This is a genomic window from Paraburkholderia strydomiana (assembly GCF_046030495.1).
In the GTDB taxonomy this organism is placed as follows: Bacteria; Pseudomonadota; Gammaproteobacteria; order Burkholderiales; family Burkholderiaceae; genus Paraburkholderia; species Paraburkholderia strydomiana_A.
Map to the genome: position 1 here is coordinate 106,883 of NZ_JAQQCJ010000005.1, position 14,214 is coordinate 121,096.

The following is a 14,214-nucleotide window of genomic DNA, read 5'->3' on the forward strand; positions in this document are numbered from 1 at the left end:
TGCACGCGGGTGGCGGCTGCACAATTGCTGTCAGCTCTCGCCCGGCTCCGGATTCTGTTCAGATCTCCAATTCATGGCGAAGCTCGTGCCTTGCTTCAGTCGACGCGCGGTCGCGAGCAAGTTCAGCGGATGTGTCATTGCAAGTGTGCGTGCGCGTGTGAGTAGCGCATCCCGGGACGGAAGCTTTGGCGCACCTTTCCATGCAAACATCGTGTAGTTACAACTATCCTCTGCCATAAGAATGGAGAGCGAGTTACCGAACGCCGAACGCGCCTCTTCCAGATAATAGGGAATAAGCGGATCGTCCTCGACGAAATTGGCGACAAGCACTCCATCGTCCGCGAGCTGCGCGTGGCAAGCCGCGTAAAACGCCGCGTTACCCAACTGCACGGGCATGCCGTGTGCCAGAAAGCCATCCACCAGAATCACGTCAGGAGGCGCGTCGTCGCGCTTGACGTATTCCGCCCCGTCCGCACAGATCACCTCGAATCGCTCGTCATCCGGCGGAATATGGAATGTGTTGCGCAGCGCGATGACTGCCGGGTCGATTTCGATGGCCACGATCCGTGTGTGCGGAAGATGCCGGTAACAGAACTTGGCCAGCGACCCTCCACCCAGACCGATCATGGAAATTCTGCTGGGCGTGGGCTTCAGCAAAAGGAAGCCCATCATTGTCCGGGTATAGCCGAGCATCAGCTTGTGCGGATCGCGTCGGGACATGAAGCTCTGCGTGGCCAGTAGATCGAAGTGCAGCGACAGCGCATTGGCCGTTTCCAGCACAACGGGCGTACCGTCCGCGGGCGGCCCGGCAAGAAACTTCATATAGGCGTTGAAGGACGCGTGCGAGTGATCCATGCAGTTGCCTGGGCAGCGTGTATGTCTGGCTCTTCAGCCTCGTGATAATCGGGAGCGCCTTCGCTCCGCTTCCGCTCGGCCGGCAGCCATGTTGCATGGCTAACCTGATTTGCAGATTATGGTAATGATATTATCACATAAGTCATTTCGACCACCTCCCGCTGGACGGCTAACGTGCGGTACATGTGCGCGTCACGCAAATTCCATGTGTTCAGACGTCGCCCGAACATCGAGCGGTAATAGTTTTCCGCATTCACGACGACTTTGGCGTTTTGTTGTGCGAAGAACTGTGCGTCGAGTGCCGCGAGGCCATCTTGCGCGAGGTGGAGCAGCGCGTCGGTGCGCAGTGGCAGCAATTGCGCGACGACGCCTTCGCGCGCGTCAGGGCGGGCGCCAACTGCAGTGGCATAGCCATAGGCTTGAGGCTCGCGAACATGGTCGAGCGCTGCGTAACGCTCACGCGCCATCGCGGCCCGCTGGGGATCGAGCTGCTCCAGATAGCGGATCGCTGCATCTGCCGACTGGTGCATGCTGTACAGGTCGAGTCCATAAACACCGACTCGCTCTTCGGGCGGCAGTCCGGCGCTGTGTGCACGCAGCCAGACGATGAAGTCGCGCATTTCACGATTGCGCCACATCCACGTCGGAAAACGCCGGAAGTCGCCGAGCGTGGTATCCGCTCCGGCGTCGCCTTCGCCCTGCACGAACCAGTTGATGTCGGATTGCGGCGGACCTGTCACTCTCGCCTGCGACGCGGAGTGCCCAGTCCTGACGGTTCCTGCTGAAGGAATCGGGCACCGTCATGTGCCGCCGCGCCGGATCTTCGTTGCAAGCGACGACGTGCCCCATGTCATCGTAAATGAAGCCATTTCTTCCACCCGCGCCGGCGGAACGCGGTGTTGGGCCAGGAGGCGTGGGCTAAGGCGATATTTCGCGTCAACTTATTCTTTATTTGTCAGCCCTCACACAGCGAAACCCCGCATACACGTACTGATAATGCGCTTGAAACCAGTTGCGGAAAGCGGGCCGCAGCATGCACTGCGCGGTGCGTGCCGAGCCGCCTTTGAGCACGTAATGCTGCCCATCGAAGAAATTGGCCGAGTAACCCAGATAGAACGGAAACGCTTCGAAGCCCGGCAGCGCATCGAATACCGTCGAAGTCCATTCCCAGCCATTGCCGAACTGACCTTCGACGCCAAACGTGCTGACGTTCTGCGGATACGCATCAACCGGCTTCGGGTCCCAACTGCGGAAATCGAAGTTGCCTGACCCGGCGTGCGGCACACCTTGCGCTGCACGTTGCCATTGCGCTTCGGTGGGCAGCGACTTGCCGGCCCAGCGCGCGTAAGCGCTGGCTTCGGCGTGGCTCACATAGGCGGGCCAGTCGAGCGGCAGCGGCACTTCGTCGAACATCGTGCGTAGCATCCATTCACTCGCGTTGCCGCCTGTTTCGCCGCTCGCCTCGCGTCGCGACCAGCAGGCCGGGTGCTCGATGTGCTCGGCTTCCTTCCATGCCCAATCTTTCTCCGACCACCATTCGGATTCGCGATAGCCGCCGGCCTCGATGAACTCGCCAAACGCGCTGTTCGTCACCATGTACCGGTCTATCTCGAAGGCGGGCACGTCCACGCGTAATTCGCCGAACTCGTTGTCCCAACCGAACTGGCCGGCGTCGCGCGGCATGCCGAGCACCGCCGACCCGGCCGGCACCCGGACCATCGACGCCAACGCGTCCGGGCGTTCGGGATGCGTGACCACGGACTCGCGCAGTTCGGTGACCTTTTGTGCAAGCGGCAACTGATGGAGCATGTACGCGAGCGTTTCGGCATGCATCAGCCGATGCTCGATCGCGACGTTCAGCAACTGCCGGCAGGTGTCGGCTTGCGCGCCGTCGCGGCCGAACCTGGCGGCGTCCGCGAGACCGGCGAGCGCGTCGTCGATCTGCCTGCGCGCACGCGCGACATACGCGCGTACGGTGTCGAGCGACGGCCAGTCGCCGGGTTGATCGGTCGGAAAGCCGCCGTCGACCGGATCGATGCCGAAAGCAAAGAGCTGGTCGAGTTCCGGGGCGAACGCGGGCAGGTCGCATACACGCCGATCGAAGAGATTGCGATCGAACGCTTCCAGATGGCCGATGTAAAACACAATCCGGTGGCGTTCACGGATCGGCCGTTCATACAGAAATTCGGGTTTGACGATGGCAAACAATGCGTCAGTGACCTGACGCGCGTCGATCAGACGCTGGACGAGCGGGTGACGTGGGGCGGGGTCGCGATTCATTTCGCCGGGTCTCCTTGCGGGGGAGGGACTAAAGACTGTACCCGGTCGCAGGAGCCATGCCAAGGCGAAAGCGCGCCGAACGAGCGTAGGCGGGCGCCGGCCAGCCCCGGCAAACGGCTCAGACCTGGCGCAGTCCGGCCAGATCGACGATGCGGATGTGCTTCCCCTGTGTGTCGATCAGGCCGCGCTTTTGAAATCTTGACAAGGTGCGGCTCACGGTTTCGAGCGTCATGCCGAGGTAGCTGCCCATGTCCTCTCGCGTCATGCGCAGGTTGAATTCCGCCGACGAATAGCCGCGTTGCGCATTGCGCTCCGATACGTCCAGCAAGAAGGCGGCGACGCGTTCGTCCGCGGACAGTGAGCCGAGCATCATCATCTGCGTGGCTTCGCGAACGATTTGCGCGCCCAGCAGTTTGTGCATGCGCTCCTGCATCGAACTGATTTCGCGGCACAAGCGTTTGAGCGCGCTGTAGGGGACGATGCAAACGGTGCTGTCCTCGAGCGCGACGGCGCTGCACGCGTGGACGTCTTCGCTGATGCCGTCTAGCCCGAGCGCCTCGCCGGCGAGCCGCAGGCCGGTGACCTGCTCGCGGCCGTCGCGGTGCGCCATCACGGTTTTCATCGACCCGGAACGGACGGCGTAGACGTTGTCGAAACGGTCGCCGCTGCGATAGAGCGCTTCACCGCGCTGCACCGGGCGCGCAGAGCAGATGAGCGTTTCCAGCTTCGCGAGTTCCTCGGCGGACAGGCCTTGAGGCATGCAGAGTTGCCGCATCGAACAACTCGAACAGCGGGCGGCGGTGCGCGCGGTCGCCCGCACCGGTGCAGCCCGGCGGCCGCTGCGCGCCGGCAACGAACTTGCGGAGGGGCCGTCGATGCCGGTGGAGTGCGTTACAGCGGAAGGAGTGAGCATGTTCTGCAGCCGATTGTCAGAGTAGTGGCGATTGTCCCACCCGCCCTGGACGCGATTTGGCGGCAAAGTGACGCGTTCAGTCGGTGAGGCATCTTGAGCGTTGTGGCACGGTCGTGGGTGGCTGGACTGCCAGATATTTCCTGAGCGCTTCCATCGGTGCGGGGCCCACGAATGAGCCGCCATTGCGCGACGCCGTTCCACACATGGCAAACGGCGGTCGCACGAAGCGCTGTTATTGGGCGGCGGCTTCCTTGTCCTGGCCCGCGGCGGACGGAATCAGCAACACGGGGATGGTCGCCTGGCGCACGCAACGCTCGGCGACGCTGCCGAGAATCAGCCGTTGAAAACCGCGCCGGCCATGTGTGCCCATCACCAGCAGGTCGGCGTCGAATTCGGCGGCGGCCTTCAGCACGATGTCCGAAACATCGCCGAGCGACGATGCTTCGCTGACGGCCGGGTCCCCCTTGACGCCTTGTTCGGCCATCGTCTGCGCGAATTCCGCGCGCAACTCCCTGCCTTCTTCGATCAACCGGTTGCGCAGGATCGACGGGTCGTAGCCGGGCGCTTCGAAGTACATGGGCGTGTTTTCGACAACGTAGAAAGGCCGCAGAACGGCGCCGTTGGATTTGGCGAGCGCGAGGGCTGCCTCGAATGCACGGCGGGAAGTGTTGCTGCCGTCGACCGCTACCAGGATGCGTGTGTACATGGCGACTCCGCGTCTGAAAAATCCGTATGCCGTAGCCGTTCTCACGGCCCGGCTCCTTGGTCTTTTATACCAACGAAGCTTAGATGATGGCCGAAAAAGATGCACTCAACCGGGATGTAAATCAAACTCTTATCAAATTCATGGGTCCGGTGTCCTTGTCGCCAAGCTTGATAGCGCGCGGGGCGGCGCCCCGCTGCTCGATTCAGGGCGCATATTTCCGTAAGGAACGGCCAAAGTTGGCCTTACAATTAAATGATATTCAGACAAGCTGTTTCAGCCCGCCGATGAACGAGCGCAAAACCACGGGCCTGCCCGAGAAGATCTACGGCGACATCCTCAATCGCATTCTCGAAGGCGAGTACAAGGAAGGTGAGCGCTTGCCAACCGAGCACGCGCTGGCCGAACGTTTTGCGACCTCGCGGCCGACCGTGCGCGAAGCACTGGCGCGTCTGCGGGCGGACGGCATCATCATGACGCGGCACGGGTCGGGCACCACGGTCGCGCGGCGGCCCGATCCGGACGTGCGCCGTTTCGCGCCGCTCGAAACGCTGTCCGATATTCGCCGATGCTACGAATTTCGCATCGTGACCGAAGCCGGCGCGGCCGCGCAGGCGGCGCTCAAAGCCGATGCCGACGACATCGCCGCGATTCAGCACGCCTGGGACGAACTGGAGCGCATCATCGAAACCCGCGGGATCGGCGCGCAGGACGACTTCCTGTTCCATCTGGCCGTGGCGCGCGCGTCGAAAAACCCGTTTTTCATCACGGTCATGTCGTTCATCGAGGAACAGATACTGTTCAGCATGAACCTGTCGCGCAACCTGTCGCTCCTCAAGACGGTGGAGCGTCAGCGGCTTGTCCAGGCCGAGCACATGGCGGTGCTCGATGCGATTCGCCGCAAGGACGCCGCAGCTGCCGGCGCGGCGATGCGCGCGCATCTCGAGAATGCGCTCGAACGGATGTTCGGCTCCTGAGTTCCGCGTAGCGACCCAACACGACCCAGCCACGGGAAAGCGCTTGTCCCGGCCCCCCCATGGCCCGCAATCAAACCGGGACAAATTTCCCTGAACCGACGCCAGGCGCGAACGAGCGTCCGGACTAAGCCGCAACCGCAATCGGGCCGAACAAGGCCGTAAGGGTCTTCGGACTCACCGCGACATTCAGCGCCACCGCCCGCTCCACGCCGATTTGCACCGGCGCGCCGAGCCGGCTGATGTCGATGCCGGTCCTGCGCAGGAGCCGCTCGATCGGCGTGGTGGTCACGGTGACGTACCGCGTGATACCCATCCGCTGCGCGAATTTCATGACTTCCTGAATCGCCTGGATCGTCATGTCCGTGAAGCCGAACGACTGCTCCTCGCCACCGGTTTCGATTGCAAACCGGCTCAACTCCCAGATGTGCCGCCCGACCGGCGCCTGCTCGCCGTGCAGCAGCTGGGGGAAGGTGTCTTTCAGCATGTTGGGACCTTCGGTCGGCATCATGCGCCAACAGCCGCGCAACTTCCGGTCTTCGCTCTGAATCAGCATGTAATACGGCCCGAGGGCGTCGTAGCCGTCGATCTCCATGCCCGCTATGGTCGGGACATCCCAGCCGAGCCGCCCGTGAAACACCCGTGCCCGCAGGCGATACATCTCGTTGATGTCCGAGTTGTCGAAATCCTGCCGCATTCCAATCCGGATCGCTGTTTGCATGCCGTTCTCCTGAACGAGTTGAGAAACCAATACCAGGAAAACTTATGCATATTGAATTGTTCTGCCACCTACCTACCTGGATAGGTGTGCATGCTTATCGGGTAACGCAGAATTCGAGACACGTATCCGCATCCAACCGACAAGGCACGAAAATGGAACTTCTCGAAAATCACTGGCAACCGCAGACTGGCCTCCAAACGCGCCCGGCGGAGGCCTCCACGGCGGTGGATCGTGTGCTGATCATTGCGTACCGCAAGAAGAAAAAAGAAAGCCAGCGCCGCTTCTGGGCACGGTTCGGCGTCACCCAGTCGCGCGGCAGCCGGTTCGAATCCGGTGCCGAAATCCCGGCGCCGGTGTCGATCCTGTTGGGCTTGTACTTCACGAAAACCGTTTCCGATGCCGATCTGGGCCGTGCCGAGCGAGTGCTGTATAGCCGCGACGCCGCCGCGTTTCTCAACCCGGGTCAATAAGCCCGAGTTGCGCCGCGATCACGGCTGCCGCACGCCGCGAATTCACACCGAATTTCGTCCTGATGTTTTTCATGTGGAAGTTCACTACGGCTTCCGAACAGTTCAGGATATGGGAGATTTCCCAGGTGGATTTGCCGCGTGCGGTCCATTTCAGGCACTCGCGTTCGCGCGGCGTGAGCTTGGGCAAGACGGTCTGAGCGTGCGTATCCAGATGGCGCTGGCTGGTATCGATAACCAGGTCGCGCAATAACGCCAGATTCGGCAGCGCTGCGTTGACGTGGCGCTGGAAATCTTCGCTCGAACTGTTGTCATTGACGAAGCACATCATGCCGGCTTCCTGGTTCGGTCCGTGAATCGGTACCGTCACCCCGGCGCGCAGCCCGTATGAGCGCGCTTCTTCGTACAAGGATTGCTGCGCCGTCGTCGAGAAGATTGCCGGCGACCAGATCAGCGGTGCGGCGCGCGCCATGCAATGTTCGACGGTCGGGTCGATGTGAACCAATCCCTCTTTGTCATACGTCTGTCGCCATGCCGGCGCGTAGGTGCTGCGTATGTACGCATCTTCCAGACGCATGGTCGGGCGCGGCAGCATGGCGATCAAAATTCTGTCGAAGCCCCATGTCTCGGCAAGGCCCGCAATCGCACGGAACCATTCCGCTTCGTCGGCGGCGTCCAGTAGCGGTGCCATCTGCTCGATAAAATGTAGCGACAATTGCTTAACTCTCTCAGGCTCGCAAACATCCCGTTGCGTTTCGTCGCGGAACGGTAATCCGCCCGGCGGTTTTAATCGTCACAATCTAACACTAAAAAAACTTGCGCAGCGCCGAACGCTGTCGAACGGCATGACGGGCGCCACTGCGAAGAAAACGAGCGAACTGCCATCTAAGTCTGTTTAGCCCGATTGAGAGTTGCTGGCTCCCGAAATAGGTAATTCCCTCGTCGTCGCCATTTTGAAGCCTTTCATTGGCAATATTATTACCCCGCTGATTTTAATTAAGCACGAGGCCGCGACTGCCGGATCCAACCGCGCATTCGTCCGCAATGACGCGCGACTGTCCACGATCGGGCAAGGTGGGGCATCGATCCATCAGGCTCCATTGTCATATAAAAGTGACAGTTCGCAGTGATGTCGAGACACGAGCGGCAAGTACGGTCGGGCGTCGTCGGTTCAAGTTGTTTGACAACATGGCGAGGCCGATGCTACCGTGAGCGCCCCGTTGCGCTCGCCAGGCAGGAGGCGTCATGAACGTAGCCTCTCTGCTTGACGCCGAATTCGCCGCCTCGGTCATGGCGGTGCCGCCGCTGGCGCGCCGCGCGGACTATACGCTCGATCCTGCTGCGAATCTCTCGCTCATCCGCGCCATATAGAAGCCGGCGGCGTGCGCACCTTGCTATATGGCGGCAACGCGAACCTCTATCACACCGCCGTCAGCGAATATCGGGACCTGCTGGACCTACTTGCCGACGCCGCGAGCCCCCGCACGCGAGTGATCCCGGCCATCGGCCCAGACTTCGGGAAAATGCTCGATCAGGCGCGCATCCTCGCGCAAACCCGGTATCGGACCGCGATGGTGCTGCCGTTCGGCGGCTTCACGACGCCCGAGGGCGTCGAGGCGGGACTCACGAGACCGCGCAACGGCTATACGACGCCCTCTTGCCGCTCGAAACCCTGCGCGACGACATCTCGCTGATCCGCGTGCTTCACGATGCCGTCACGTTCGCGCAAATCGCCGACATGGGCCCGATCCTGCCACTGCTAAGTTCGACGCCGCCCCAACATCATGCGAAGATCGACGCTGGCGCGCGAGCACTGCTTGCGCTGGAGCGCGAGTTTGCCCAAACCCCTTCATCAATCTCCGAACCCCACTCACCAGCATGACCGACAACAGCCGACGCTATCCCGATCCTTCCATCCGCGTATTCGATCCGCGCTTCAAGTCGTTGATTCTTGCCTCCGCTTCAGTCGAGTGTCTGTACCAGGGCGCGCGCTGGTCGGAAGGCCCGGTCTGGTTCGGCGATGGCCGCTATCTGCTGTGGAGCGACATTCCCAACGATCGCATCCTGCGCTGGGACGAACCGAGCGGCACCGTCAGCACGTTCCGGCAGTCGTCGAACAATGCGAACGGCCACACGCGCGACCGCGAGGGACGCCTCGTCAGTTGCGAGCACCTCACGCGCCGCGTGACGCGCACCGAATACGACGGCTCGATCACCGTGCTCGCCGACCGTTATCAAGGCAAGCGTTTCAATTCGCCGAACGACGTGATCGTGAAGTCGGACGGCTCGATCTGGTTTACCGATCCGACCTTCGGCATCGACGGCTTCTACGAAGGCGAGCGTCAGACGTCGGAACTGCCGGCGTGCGTGTACCGCGTCGACGGCCAGTCCGGTGAGGTGTCGATGGTCGCCGACGGCGTGTTCGGCCCAAACGGCCTCGCGTTCTCGCCGGACGAGGCGGTGCTGTACATCGTCGAATCGCGCGGCGAGCCGCGCAAGATTCGCGCGTTCGATGTCGGCGTCGATGGCGCTGCACTGTCGAACAACCGTGTGCTGATCGACGCGGGTCCAGGCACGCCGGACGGCTTTCGCGTCGACGTCCACGGCAATCTGTGGTGCGGCTGGGGCATGGGCACCGACGAACTCGACGGCGTGCGTGTCTTCACCGCGCAAGGCGAGCCGCTCGGCCACATTGCGTTGCCGGAGCGTTGCGCGAACGTGTGCTTCGGCGGGCGTCATCGCAACCGGCTGTTCATGGCGGCGAGCCACGGCCTGTATTCGCTCTATGTGAATACGCAGGGCGTGCAAGGCGGCTGAGTGCGAATCGGTGTGAGCAGACGCGCGTGGGCGCAGGCGAGCGCGCCACGCATTCTCCGGTTGCTTGACAACGAATCGTCCGATCTCGTCACCGGCTTCGGGTTTGCCCCTGGATGCGGCGCGCTCTGCTTTAATCGATAAGGATTCCCCGCAAAAACGGCGGTTTTCACGCACTGCGCGCCCTCGCGAGTATTTGCTTGACATCGGCTGTTCCGCTTCGCTATGTTGCGTTGGTAGAGAGACACCGCCCGCGGCGCACCTGACGGGCGGACTTCCATACCAAGAAGCGAGGAGACGCAATGACTGTTTCGCACGGGTTGTCGCTCAAGCTGGTGTCCGTATGTCTCGCGGCTAGCGCCGCATTCGCATCCGCCGCGCACGCGGCCGATCCGGTCACGATCAACATCGTCGACGTGGCCGGCGATCTCCAACTCACGCAAAAGGGTTTCGAGGCCTTCAAGGCGAAGTATCCGAACCTCGTCGCCAATCTCACGTTCACCAACGCGCCCGCTCCGCAATTGCCCGGCAAGATCAAGGCGATGCAGGGCGCGGGCCGCTCCGATATCGATCTCGTACTGACCGGCACCGACGCGCTCGCGGCCGGCATCGAACAGAATCTGTGGATCAAGCTGCTGCCCGACAACGCGGCGCAGTTTCCCGGCGTGCTCGACAAATACGCGCCGGGTCCGCGCAAGATGCAGGACCTCGCTCAAGGCTATGGCCTCACGGTCGCGTATATGCCGGCCGGTCCGCTGCTCGAATACAACCCCGCCAAAGTCAGCGATCCGCCGAAGACGCCCGAGCAGCTTCTCCAATGGTGCAAGGCGCATCCGGACAAGCTGATCTACGCACGGCCGGCGAACTCCGGTCCGGGCCGTACGTTCCTGATGGGCTTGCCATACGTCCTCGGCGACAAGGACCCGCAGGACCCGATTCACGGCTGGGACAAGACGTGGGCCTTTCTCAAGCAGCTGAACGATTGCATTCCTTACTATCCTGGCGGCACCTCGGCGGTGATGAAGGAACTCGGCGAGGGCACGCGCGACATGACCGTCACGGTGACGGGCTGGGACATCAACCCACGTGCGCTCGGCATCGTGCCGGCTGAATTCCGCGTGCAGGCGTTCGACAACATGACATGGGTGAACGACGCGCACTACATGGTGATTCCGAAGGGCGTGCCGAAGGAAAAGCTCGACGTCATCTACAAGATGATGAACTTCATGCTCGAACCGGCGCAGCAGGCCATGACCTATGACGACGGCTATTTCTATCCCGGCCCGGCGATCAAGGGCGTGAGCATCGAACAGGCGCCCGCGCACAGCCAGGAGGTGCTGAAGAAGTACGGCCGCCCGGAATACGCGAAGCTGCTGGCTGACCGTCCGCATGCGTTGCCGTTGAATGCGTCCGCGATGGTTGCGGCCTTCAGGAAGTGGGATGCCGAGGTCGGCGCACAGAAGACCAAGTAGTCCGCGCATCCAGCCATGCATGCCGTCGCGATTCGCGCGTGACATGTCGGGAGGAGCATTCACCGACACGTCACGTGTACCAGGAAACCTCCATGAAGCATCACTTTGAGCGGTTGCGGCTCGACTCGGTGAGCCGCAGTTTCACGAATGCGCAAGGCCACGCGATCGCGGCGCTTCAGGAACTCGATCTGACGATCCAACGTGGCGAATTTATCGCATTGCTCGGGCCATCCGGCTGCGGTAAATCGACGGCGCTCAATTGCATTGCCGGCTTGCAGCCGTTGACGGGCGGCGGCATCTGGCTCGACGACAAACGCATCGACGTGCTGCCGCCGGAAAAGCGCGGCTTCGGCATGGTGTTTCAGAACTACGCGCTGTTTCCGCACATGAGCGTGCTCGACAACGTCGGTTTCGGTTTGAAGATGCGCGGCGTCGGCAGAAGCGAAACGACGCGCCGCGTGCGCGAGGCATTGCAGCTCGTGCAACTGGTCGGGCACGAGCACAAGCTGCCCGGCCAACTGTCCGGCGGCCAGCAACAGCGCGTGGCGATTGCGCGCGCGATCGTGATCGAGCCGCCCCTGATCCTGATGGACGAACCGCTGTCGAATCTCGACACGAAACTGCGCATCGAGATGCGCGCTGAAATTCGCCGCATTCATAGCCAGCTCGACCGCGCGACGCTCTACGTGACGCACGATCAGGACGAAGCGCTGTCGATGGCGGACCGCATCGTCGTGATGAAGGAGGGCGTGGTGCAGCAGGTCGCCACGCCGAAAGAGGTCTACACGCGGCCGCACAATCTGCATGTCGCGCGTTTCATGGGTTATCGCAACGTGGCCGAATTCACGCTCGAAGGCACGCAGGGCGAAGGCGTCGCGGTGAGCGCGAACGGCGTGCGTCTGATCGGCACGCCGATGGCGGGCTTCGACAGCAAACGCGTGAGCGTCGCGCTGCGTCCCGAGGATATGGAGCGCGCCGCGCCCGGCGCGGACAACGCGTTCGACGCGCTGGTCGACGCGGTCGAATACGGCGGCCACGATTCGCTGCTGCGTGTGAAGACCGCATTCGGCGACGTGTGGGCGCGCATCGTCGGCGAATTCGTGGCGGGCGAGCACATCAGTTTGCGCGTGGCGCCGTCGCGTGTGCTGGTGTACGACGCCGAGGCCGCATGAACACGCCGACGTTGTCGCCGCCTGCTTCGCCGCCGCTCGCGTCGCGCGACGCCAAGGCATGGCTGGTTACGCCGGCGTTGCTGTTCATCGTCGCGATGTTCATCTATCCGTTCGCGTACGGCCTCGTGCTGTCGTTCCGGCCGATGAACGGCGGCGGCTTATGGGCCAACTATCTGACGTTCTTCACCGACACGTCGATGTGGCCGACGATTCTCGTCACCCTCAAGCTCGCGGTGCCCGCGACGCTGATCAACGTCGGCGTGTCGGTGCCGGTAGCGTTTGCACTGCGCCGCTACTCGCGCTATCAGAAGATCGTCACGACGCTGCTGGTGATTCCCGTCACGCTCGGCACCGTGCTGATCGCCGACGGCATGTTGACCTACTTCGGCCCCAACGGCTGGTTCCCGCAAGCGCTGCAAGGCCTGCATCTGTACACGCGCGAAGTGCGCCTCACGCACAACTTCTGGGGCGTGCTGATCTCGCTGATCGTCTCGGGCTTTCCGTTCGCGTTTCTGTTGACGCTGTCGTACGTGACCGGCATCGACCCGACGCTCGCGAGCGCGGCGGCGACGCTCGGCGCGAGTCCGTGGCAGCAGTTTCGCCGCATCTATCTGCCGCTGCTGGTGCCGGGGCTGACAATGGCGGCGTGTCTGTCGTTCGTGCAGGCGTTCTCGGTGTTTCCGTCGGCGGTGCTGCTCGGCGCGCCCGCGGGTCCGACGCGCGTGATGTCGATCGCCGCCGCCGAAGCCGCGTTCGAAAGCTACGACTATTCGCTCGCCTCCGCGATCGCGATGGTGATGGGCTTCGTGCAATTGCTGGTGGTCGCCGCGCTGCTGGGCGCGCGCCGCTTCTTCTACAGCGGACCGGCAAGCGGAGGCAAAGGCTGATGACGAGCGAACGTCGTGCGGCACAGCCCGCGTGGTCCGGCTCCGCTTCGAAAGACCACGGCGACGGCGCGCGCGAGCCCGTCAAGCGCGCAACGCAGCGCGCCGGCGTGGCGGGCCGCGTGTGGCGGGTGCTGGTGTGGGCCGTGATGGTGTTTTTCCTGCTCAACGTGGTGCTGCTGATCGCGACCGTCGCGGTCAATTCGGTGGCGACGCGCTGGTTCGGCACCCTGTTGCCACAAGGCTTCACGCTGCACTGGTATGCCCAGGCGTGGAGCGATTTCCAGCTCGCGAGCGTGCTGTGGGTGACCGTCGAGGTGGTCGGCGCGGTCGTGCTGCTGTCGGTGCTGCTAGGCGTGCCGGCGGCATACGCGCTCGCCCGCGTGCAGTTTCGCGGCAAGCGCCTCGTGATGCTGATCTTTCTCCTGCCGTTGATGGTGCCGCCCGTCACCTACGGCATTCCGATGGCGACCGTCATGTACAAGATCGGTCTCGCCGGCACGCTGAGCGGCGTGATCCTCGCGAACCTGGTGCCGGCGCTGCCGTTCGTGATTCTGGTGATGACACCGTTCATCGAGCAGATCGACCCCAATCTCGAAGCGGCGGCGCGCATTTTCGGCGCCAACACGTTCCGCTACTTCCGCTACGTACTGCTGCCGCTGCTGGTGCCCGGCATGCTCGCAGCGGGGTTGCTGGTGCTGGTGCGCACCATCGGCATGTTCGAACTGACTTTCTTCACCGCGGGGCCCGCTACGCAGACGCTGGTGGTCGCGTTGTACTACGCTGTATTTTCAACCGGCGTGCGCGCTCCGCAATCGATCGATGCGATGGCGATGATCTACATGGCGATCACGCTGATCTGGGTGCTGATCGCGCTGCAATTTGTCAGTCCGACGCAAATCGTGTCGCGCGTGAAGGAGCAGAAGCGCTGAAGCACTCCCGACGCTATTCGTGGAGCC

The 14,214-nt window shown here is 62.6% G+C and carries 14 protein-coding genes and 1 pseudogene; 8 read left to right on the forward strand and 7 right to left on the reverse strand.

Annotated features, from left to right (window positions below; genetic code table 11):
• Positions 1-30 precede the first annotated feature (30 nt).
• The 5 genes from PQQ53_RS08975 to PQQ53_RS08995 form a co-directional block, all read right to left on the reverse strand.
• Positions 31-855, reverse strand: coding sequence for a fused MFS/spermidine synthase (locus PQQ53_RS08975; protein ID WP_408151879.1), 825 nt, complete (start codon positions 853-855; stop codon positions 31-33).
• A gap of 116 nt (positions 856-971) precedes the next feature.
• Positions 972-1,559 (reverse strand): erythromycin esterase family protein, encoded by a 588-nt coding sequence (locus PQQ53_RS08980; protein WP_408323740.1) that lies wholly within the window; start codon positions 1,557-1,559, stop codon positions 972-974.
• A 244-nt stretch (positions 1,560-1,803) separates the two neighbouring features.
• On the reverse strand, positions 1,804-3,135 hold the full coding sequence (locus PQQ53_RS08985) for an SUMF1/EgtB/PvdO family nonheme iron enzyme (protein WP_408323742.1): 1,332 nt from the start codon (positions 3,133-3,135) through the stop codon (positions 1,804-1,806).
• A 118-nt stretch (positions 3,136-3,253) separates the two neighbouring features.
• Positions 3,254-4,048 (reverse strand): fumarate/nitrate reduction transcriptional regulator Fnr, encoded by a 795-nt coding sequence (gene fnr, locus PQQ53_RS08990; RefSeq protein WP_408151882.1) that lies wholly within the window; start codon positions 4,046-4,048, stop codon positions 3,254-3,256.
• 232 nt (positions 4,049-4,280) lie between these two features.
• Complete coding sequence (locus PQQ53_RS08995) at positions 4,281-4,754, reverse strand: universal stress protein (protein ID WP_408139368.1); 474 nt, start codon at positions 4,752-4,754, stop codon at positions 4,281-4,283.
• Between the two features lie 284 nt (positions 4,755-5,038).
• On the opposite strand from PQQ53_RS08995, the gene PQQ53_RS09000 reads away from it, so the two are divergent.
• The gene (locus PQQ53_RS09000) at positions 5,039-5,728 is read left to right on the forward strand and encodes a FadR/GntR family transcriptional regulator (protein ID WP_408323897.1); all 690 of its coding nucleotides are present in this window, start codon (positions 5,039-5,041) and stop codon (positions 5,726-5,728) included.
• Positions 5,729-5,852: 124 nt separating this feature from the next.
• Here PQQ53_RS09000 and PQQ53_RS09005 read toward each other — a convergent pair whose 3' ends face one another.
• Entirely contained in the window at positions 5,853-6,446 is a 594-nt protein-coding gene (locus tag PQQ53_RS09005; protein ID WP_408139366.1) for an acyl-homoserine-lactone synthase, read from the reverse strand.
• 152 nt (positions 6,447-6,598) lie between these two features.
• Between PQQ53_RS09005 and PQQ53_RS09010 the strand changes: the two genes are divergently transcribed.
• Complete coding sequence (locus PQQ53_RS09010) at positions 6,599-6,916, forward strand: helix-turn-helix domain-containing protein (RefSeq protein WP_408139365.1); 318 nt, start codon at positions 6,599-6,601, stop codon at positions 6,914-6,916.
• Here the strand turns inward: PQQ53_RS09010 and PQQ53_RS09015 are convergent.
• The gene (locus PQQ53_RS09015; protein ID WP_408139363.1) at positions 6,900-7,604 is read right to left on the reverse strand and encodes a helix-turn-helix transcriptional regulator; all 705 of its coding nucleotides are present in this window, start codon (positions 7,602-7,604) and stop codon (positions 6,900-6,902) included. The genes PQQ53_RS09010 and PQQ53_RS09015 overlap by 17 nt on opposite strands.
• A gap of 554 nt (positions 7,605-8,158) precedes the next feature.
• Between PQQ53_RS09015 and PQQ53_RS09020 the strand changes: the two are divergent.
• The 6 genes and pseudogenes from PQQ53_RS09020 to PQQ53_RS09045 all read left to right on the forward strand — a co-directional run bounded on the left by PQQ53_RS09020 (position 8,159) and on the right by PQQ53_RS09045 (position 14,187).
• Positions 8,159-8,795, forward strand: a pseudogene (locus PQQ53_RS09020) (beta/alpha barrel domain-containing protein).
• A complete protein-coding gene (locus tag PQQ53_RS09025; RefSeq protein ID WP_408323744.1) occupies positions 8,792-9,730 on the forward strand; it encodes an SMP-30/gluconolactonase/LRE family protein in 939 nt (312 codons plus the stop codon). Before PQQ53_RS09020 ends, PQQ53_RS09025 begins: the two are co-directional and overlap by 4 nt.
• A gap of 299 nt (positions 9,731-10,029) precedes the next feature.
• Positions 10,030-11,199, forward strand: coding sequence for an extracellular solute-binding protein (locus PQQ53_RS09030; protein WP_408139359.1), 1,170 nt, complete (start codon positions 10,030-10,032; stop codon positions 11,197-11,199).
• A gap of 92 nt (positions 11,200-11,291) precedes the next feature.
• Positions 11,292-12,371, forward strand: a complete 1,080-nt coding sequence (locus tag PQQ53_RS09035) for an ABC transporter ATP-binding protein (RefSeq protein ID WP_408139357.1) — start codon at positions 11,292-11,294, stop codon at positions 12,369-12,371.
• Positions 12,368-13,258 carry an ABC transporter permease gene (locus PQQ53_RS09040; protein WP_408139355.1) on the forward strand — a complete coding sequence of 297 codons (891 nt, stop codon included), beginning with the start codon at positions 12,368-12,370 and terminating at the stop codon, positions 13,256-13,258. The genes PQQ53_RS09035 and PQQ53_RS09040 overlap by 4 nt, the downstream gene beginning before the upstream one ends.
• The gene (locus PQQ53_RS09045) at positions 13,258-14,187 is read left to right on the forward strand and encodes an ABC transporter permease (protein ID WP_408323746.1); all 930 of its coding nucleotides are present in this window, start codon (positions 13,258-13,260) and stop codon (positions 14,185-14,187) included. The genes PQQ53_RS09040 and PQQ53_RS09045 overlap by 1 nt, the downstream gene beginning before the upstream one ends.
• Positions 14,188-14,214: the final 27 nt, after the last annotated feature.

Excerpts from the sequence above, each read along its gene's own strand:
- PQQ53_RS09015 (WP_408139363.1), bottom strand. The coding sequence starts at position 7,604 with ATGGCACCGCTACTGGACGCCGCCGACGAAGCGGAATGGTTCCGTGCG.
- PQQ53_RS09025 (WP_408323744.1), top strand. The coding sequence starts at position 8,792 with ATGACCGACAACAGCCGACGCTATCCCGATCCTTCCATCCGCGTATTC.
- PQQ53_RS09040 (WP_408139355.1), top strand. The coding sequence starts at position 12,368 with ATGAACACGCCGACGTTGTCGCCGCCTGCTTCGCCGCCGCTCGCGTCG.
- PQQ53_RS09035 (WP_408139357.1), top strand. The coding sequence starts at position 11,292 with ATGAAGCATCACTTTGAGCGGTTGCGGCTCGACTCGGTGAGCCGCAGT.
- PQQ53_RS09005 (WP_408139366.1), bottom strand. The coding sequence starts at position 6,446 with ATGCAAACAGCGATCCGGATTGGAATGCGGCAGGATTTCGACAACTCG.
- PQQ53_RS08975 (WP_408151879.1), bottom strand. The coding sequence starts at position 855 with ATGGATCACTCGCACGCGTCCTTCAACGCCTATATGAAGTTTCTTGCC.
- PQQ53_RS08995 (WP_408139368.1), bottom strand. The coding sequence starts at position 4,754 with ATGTACACACGCATCCTGGTAGCGGTCGACGGCAGCAACACTTCCCGC.
- PQQ53_RS08985 (WP_408323742.1), bottom strand. The coding sequence starts at position 3,135 with ATGAATCGCGACCCCGCCCCACGTCACCCGCTCGTCCAGCGTCTGATC.
- fnr (WP_408151882.1), bottom strand. The coding sequence starts at position 4,048 with ATGCTCACTCCTTCCGCTGTAACGCACTCCACCGGCATCGACGGCCCC.
- PQQ53_RS09010 (WP_408139365.1), top strand. The coding sequence starts at position 6,599 with ATGGAACTTCTCGAAAATCACTGGCAACCGCAGACTGGCCTCCAAACG.
- PQQ53_RS09030 (WP_408139359.1), top strand. The coding sequence starts at position 10,030 with ATGACTGTTTCGCACGGGTTGTCGCTCAAGCTGGTGTCCGTATGTCTC.
- PQQ53_RS09045 (WP_408323746.1), top strand. The coding sequence starts at position 13,258 with ATGACGAGCGAACGTCGTGCGGCACAGCCCGCGTGGTCCGGCTCCGCT.
- PQQ53_RS09000 (WP_408323897.1), top strand. The coding sequence starts at position 5,039 with ATGAACGAGCGCAAAACCACGGGCCTGCCCGAGAAGATCTACGGCGAC.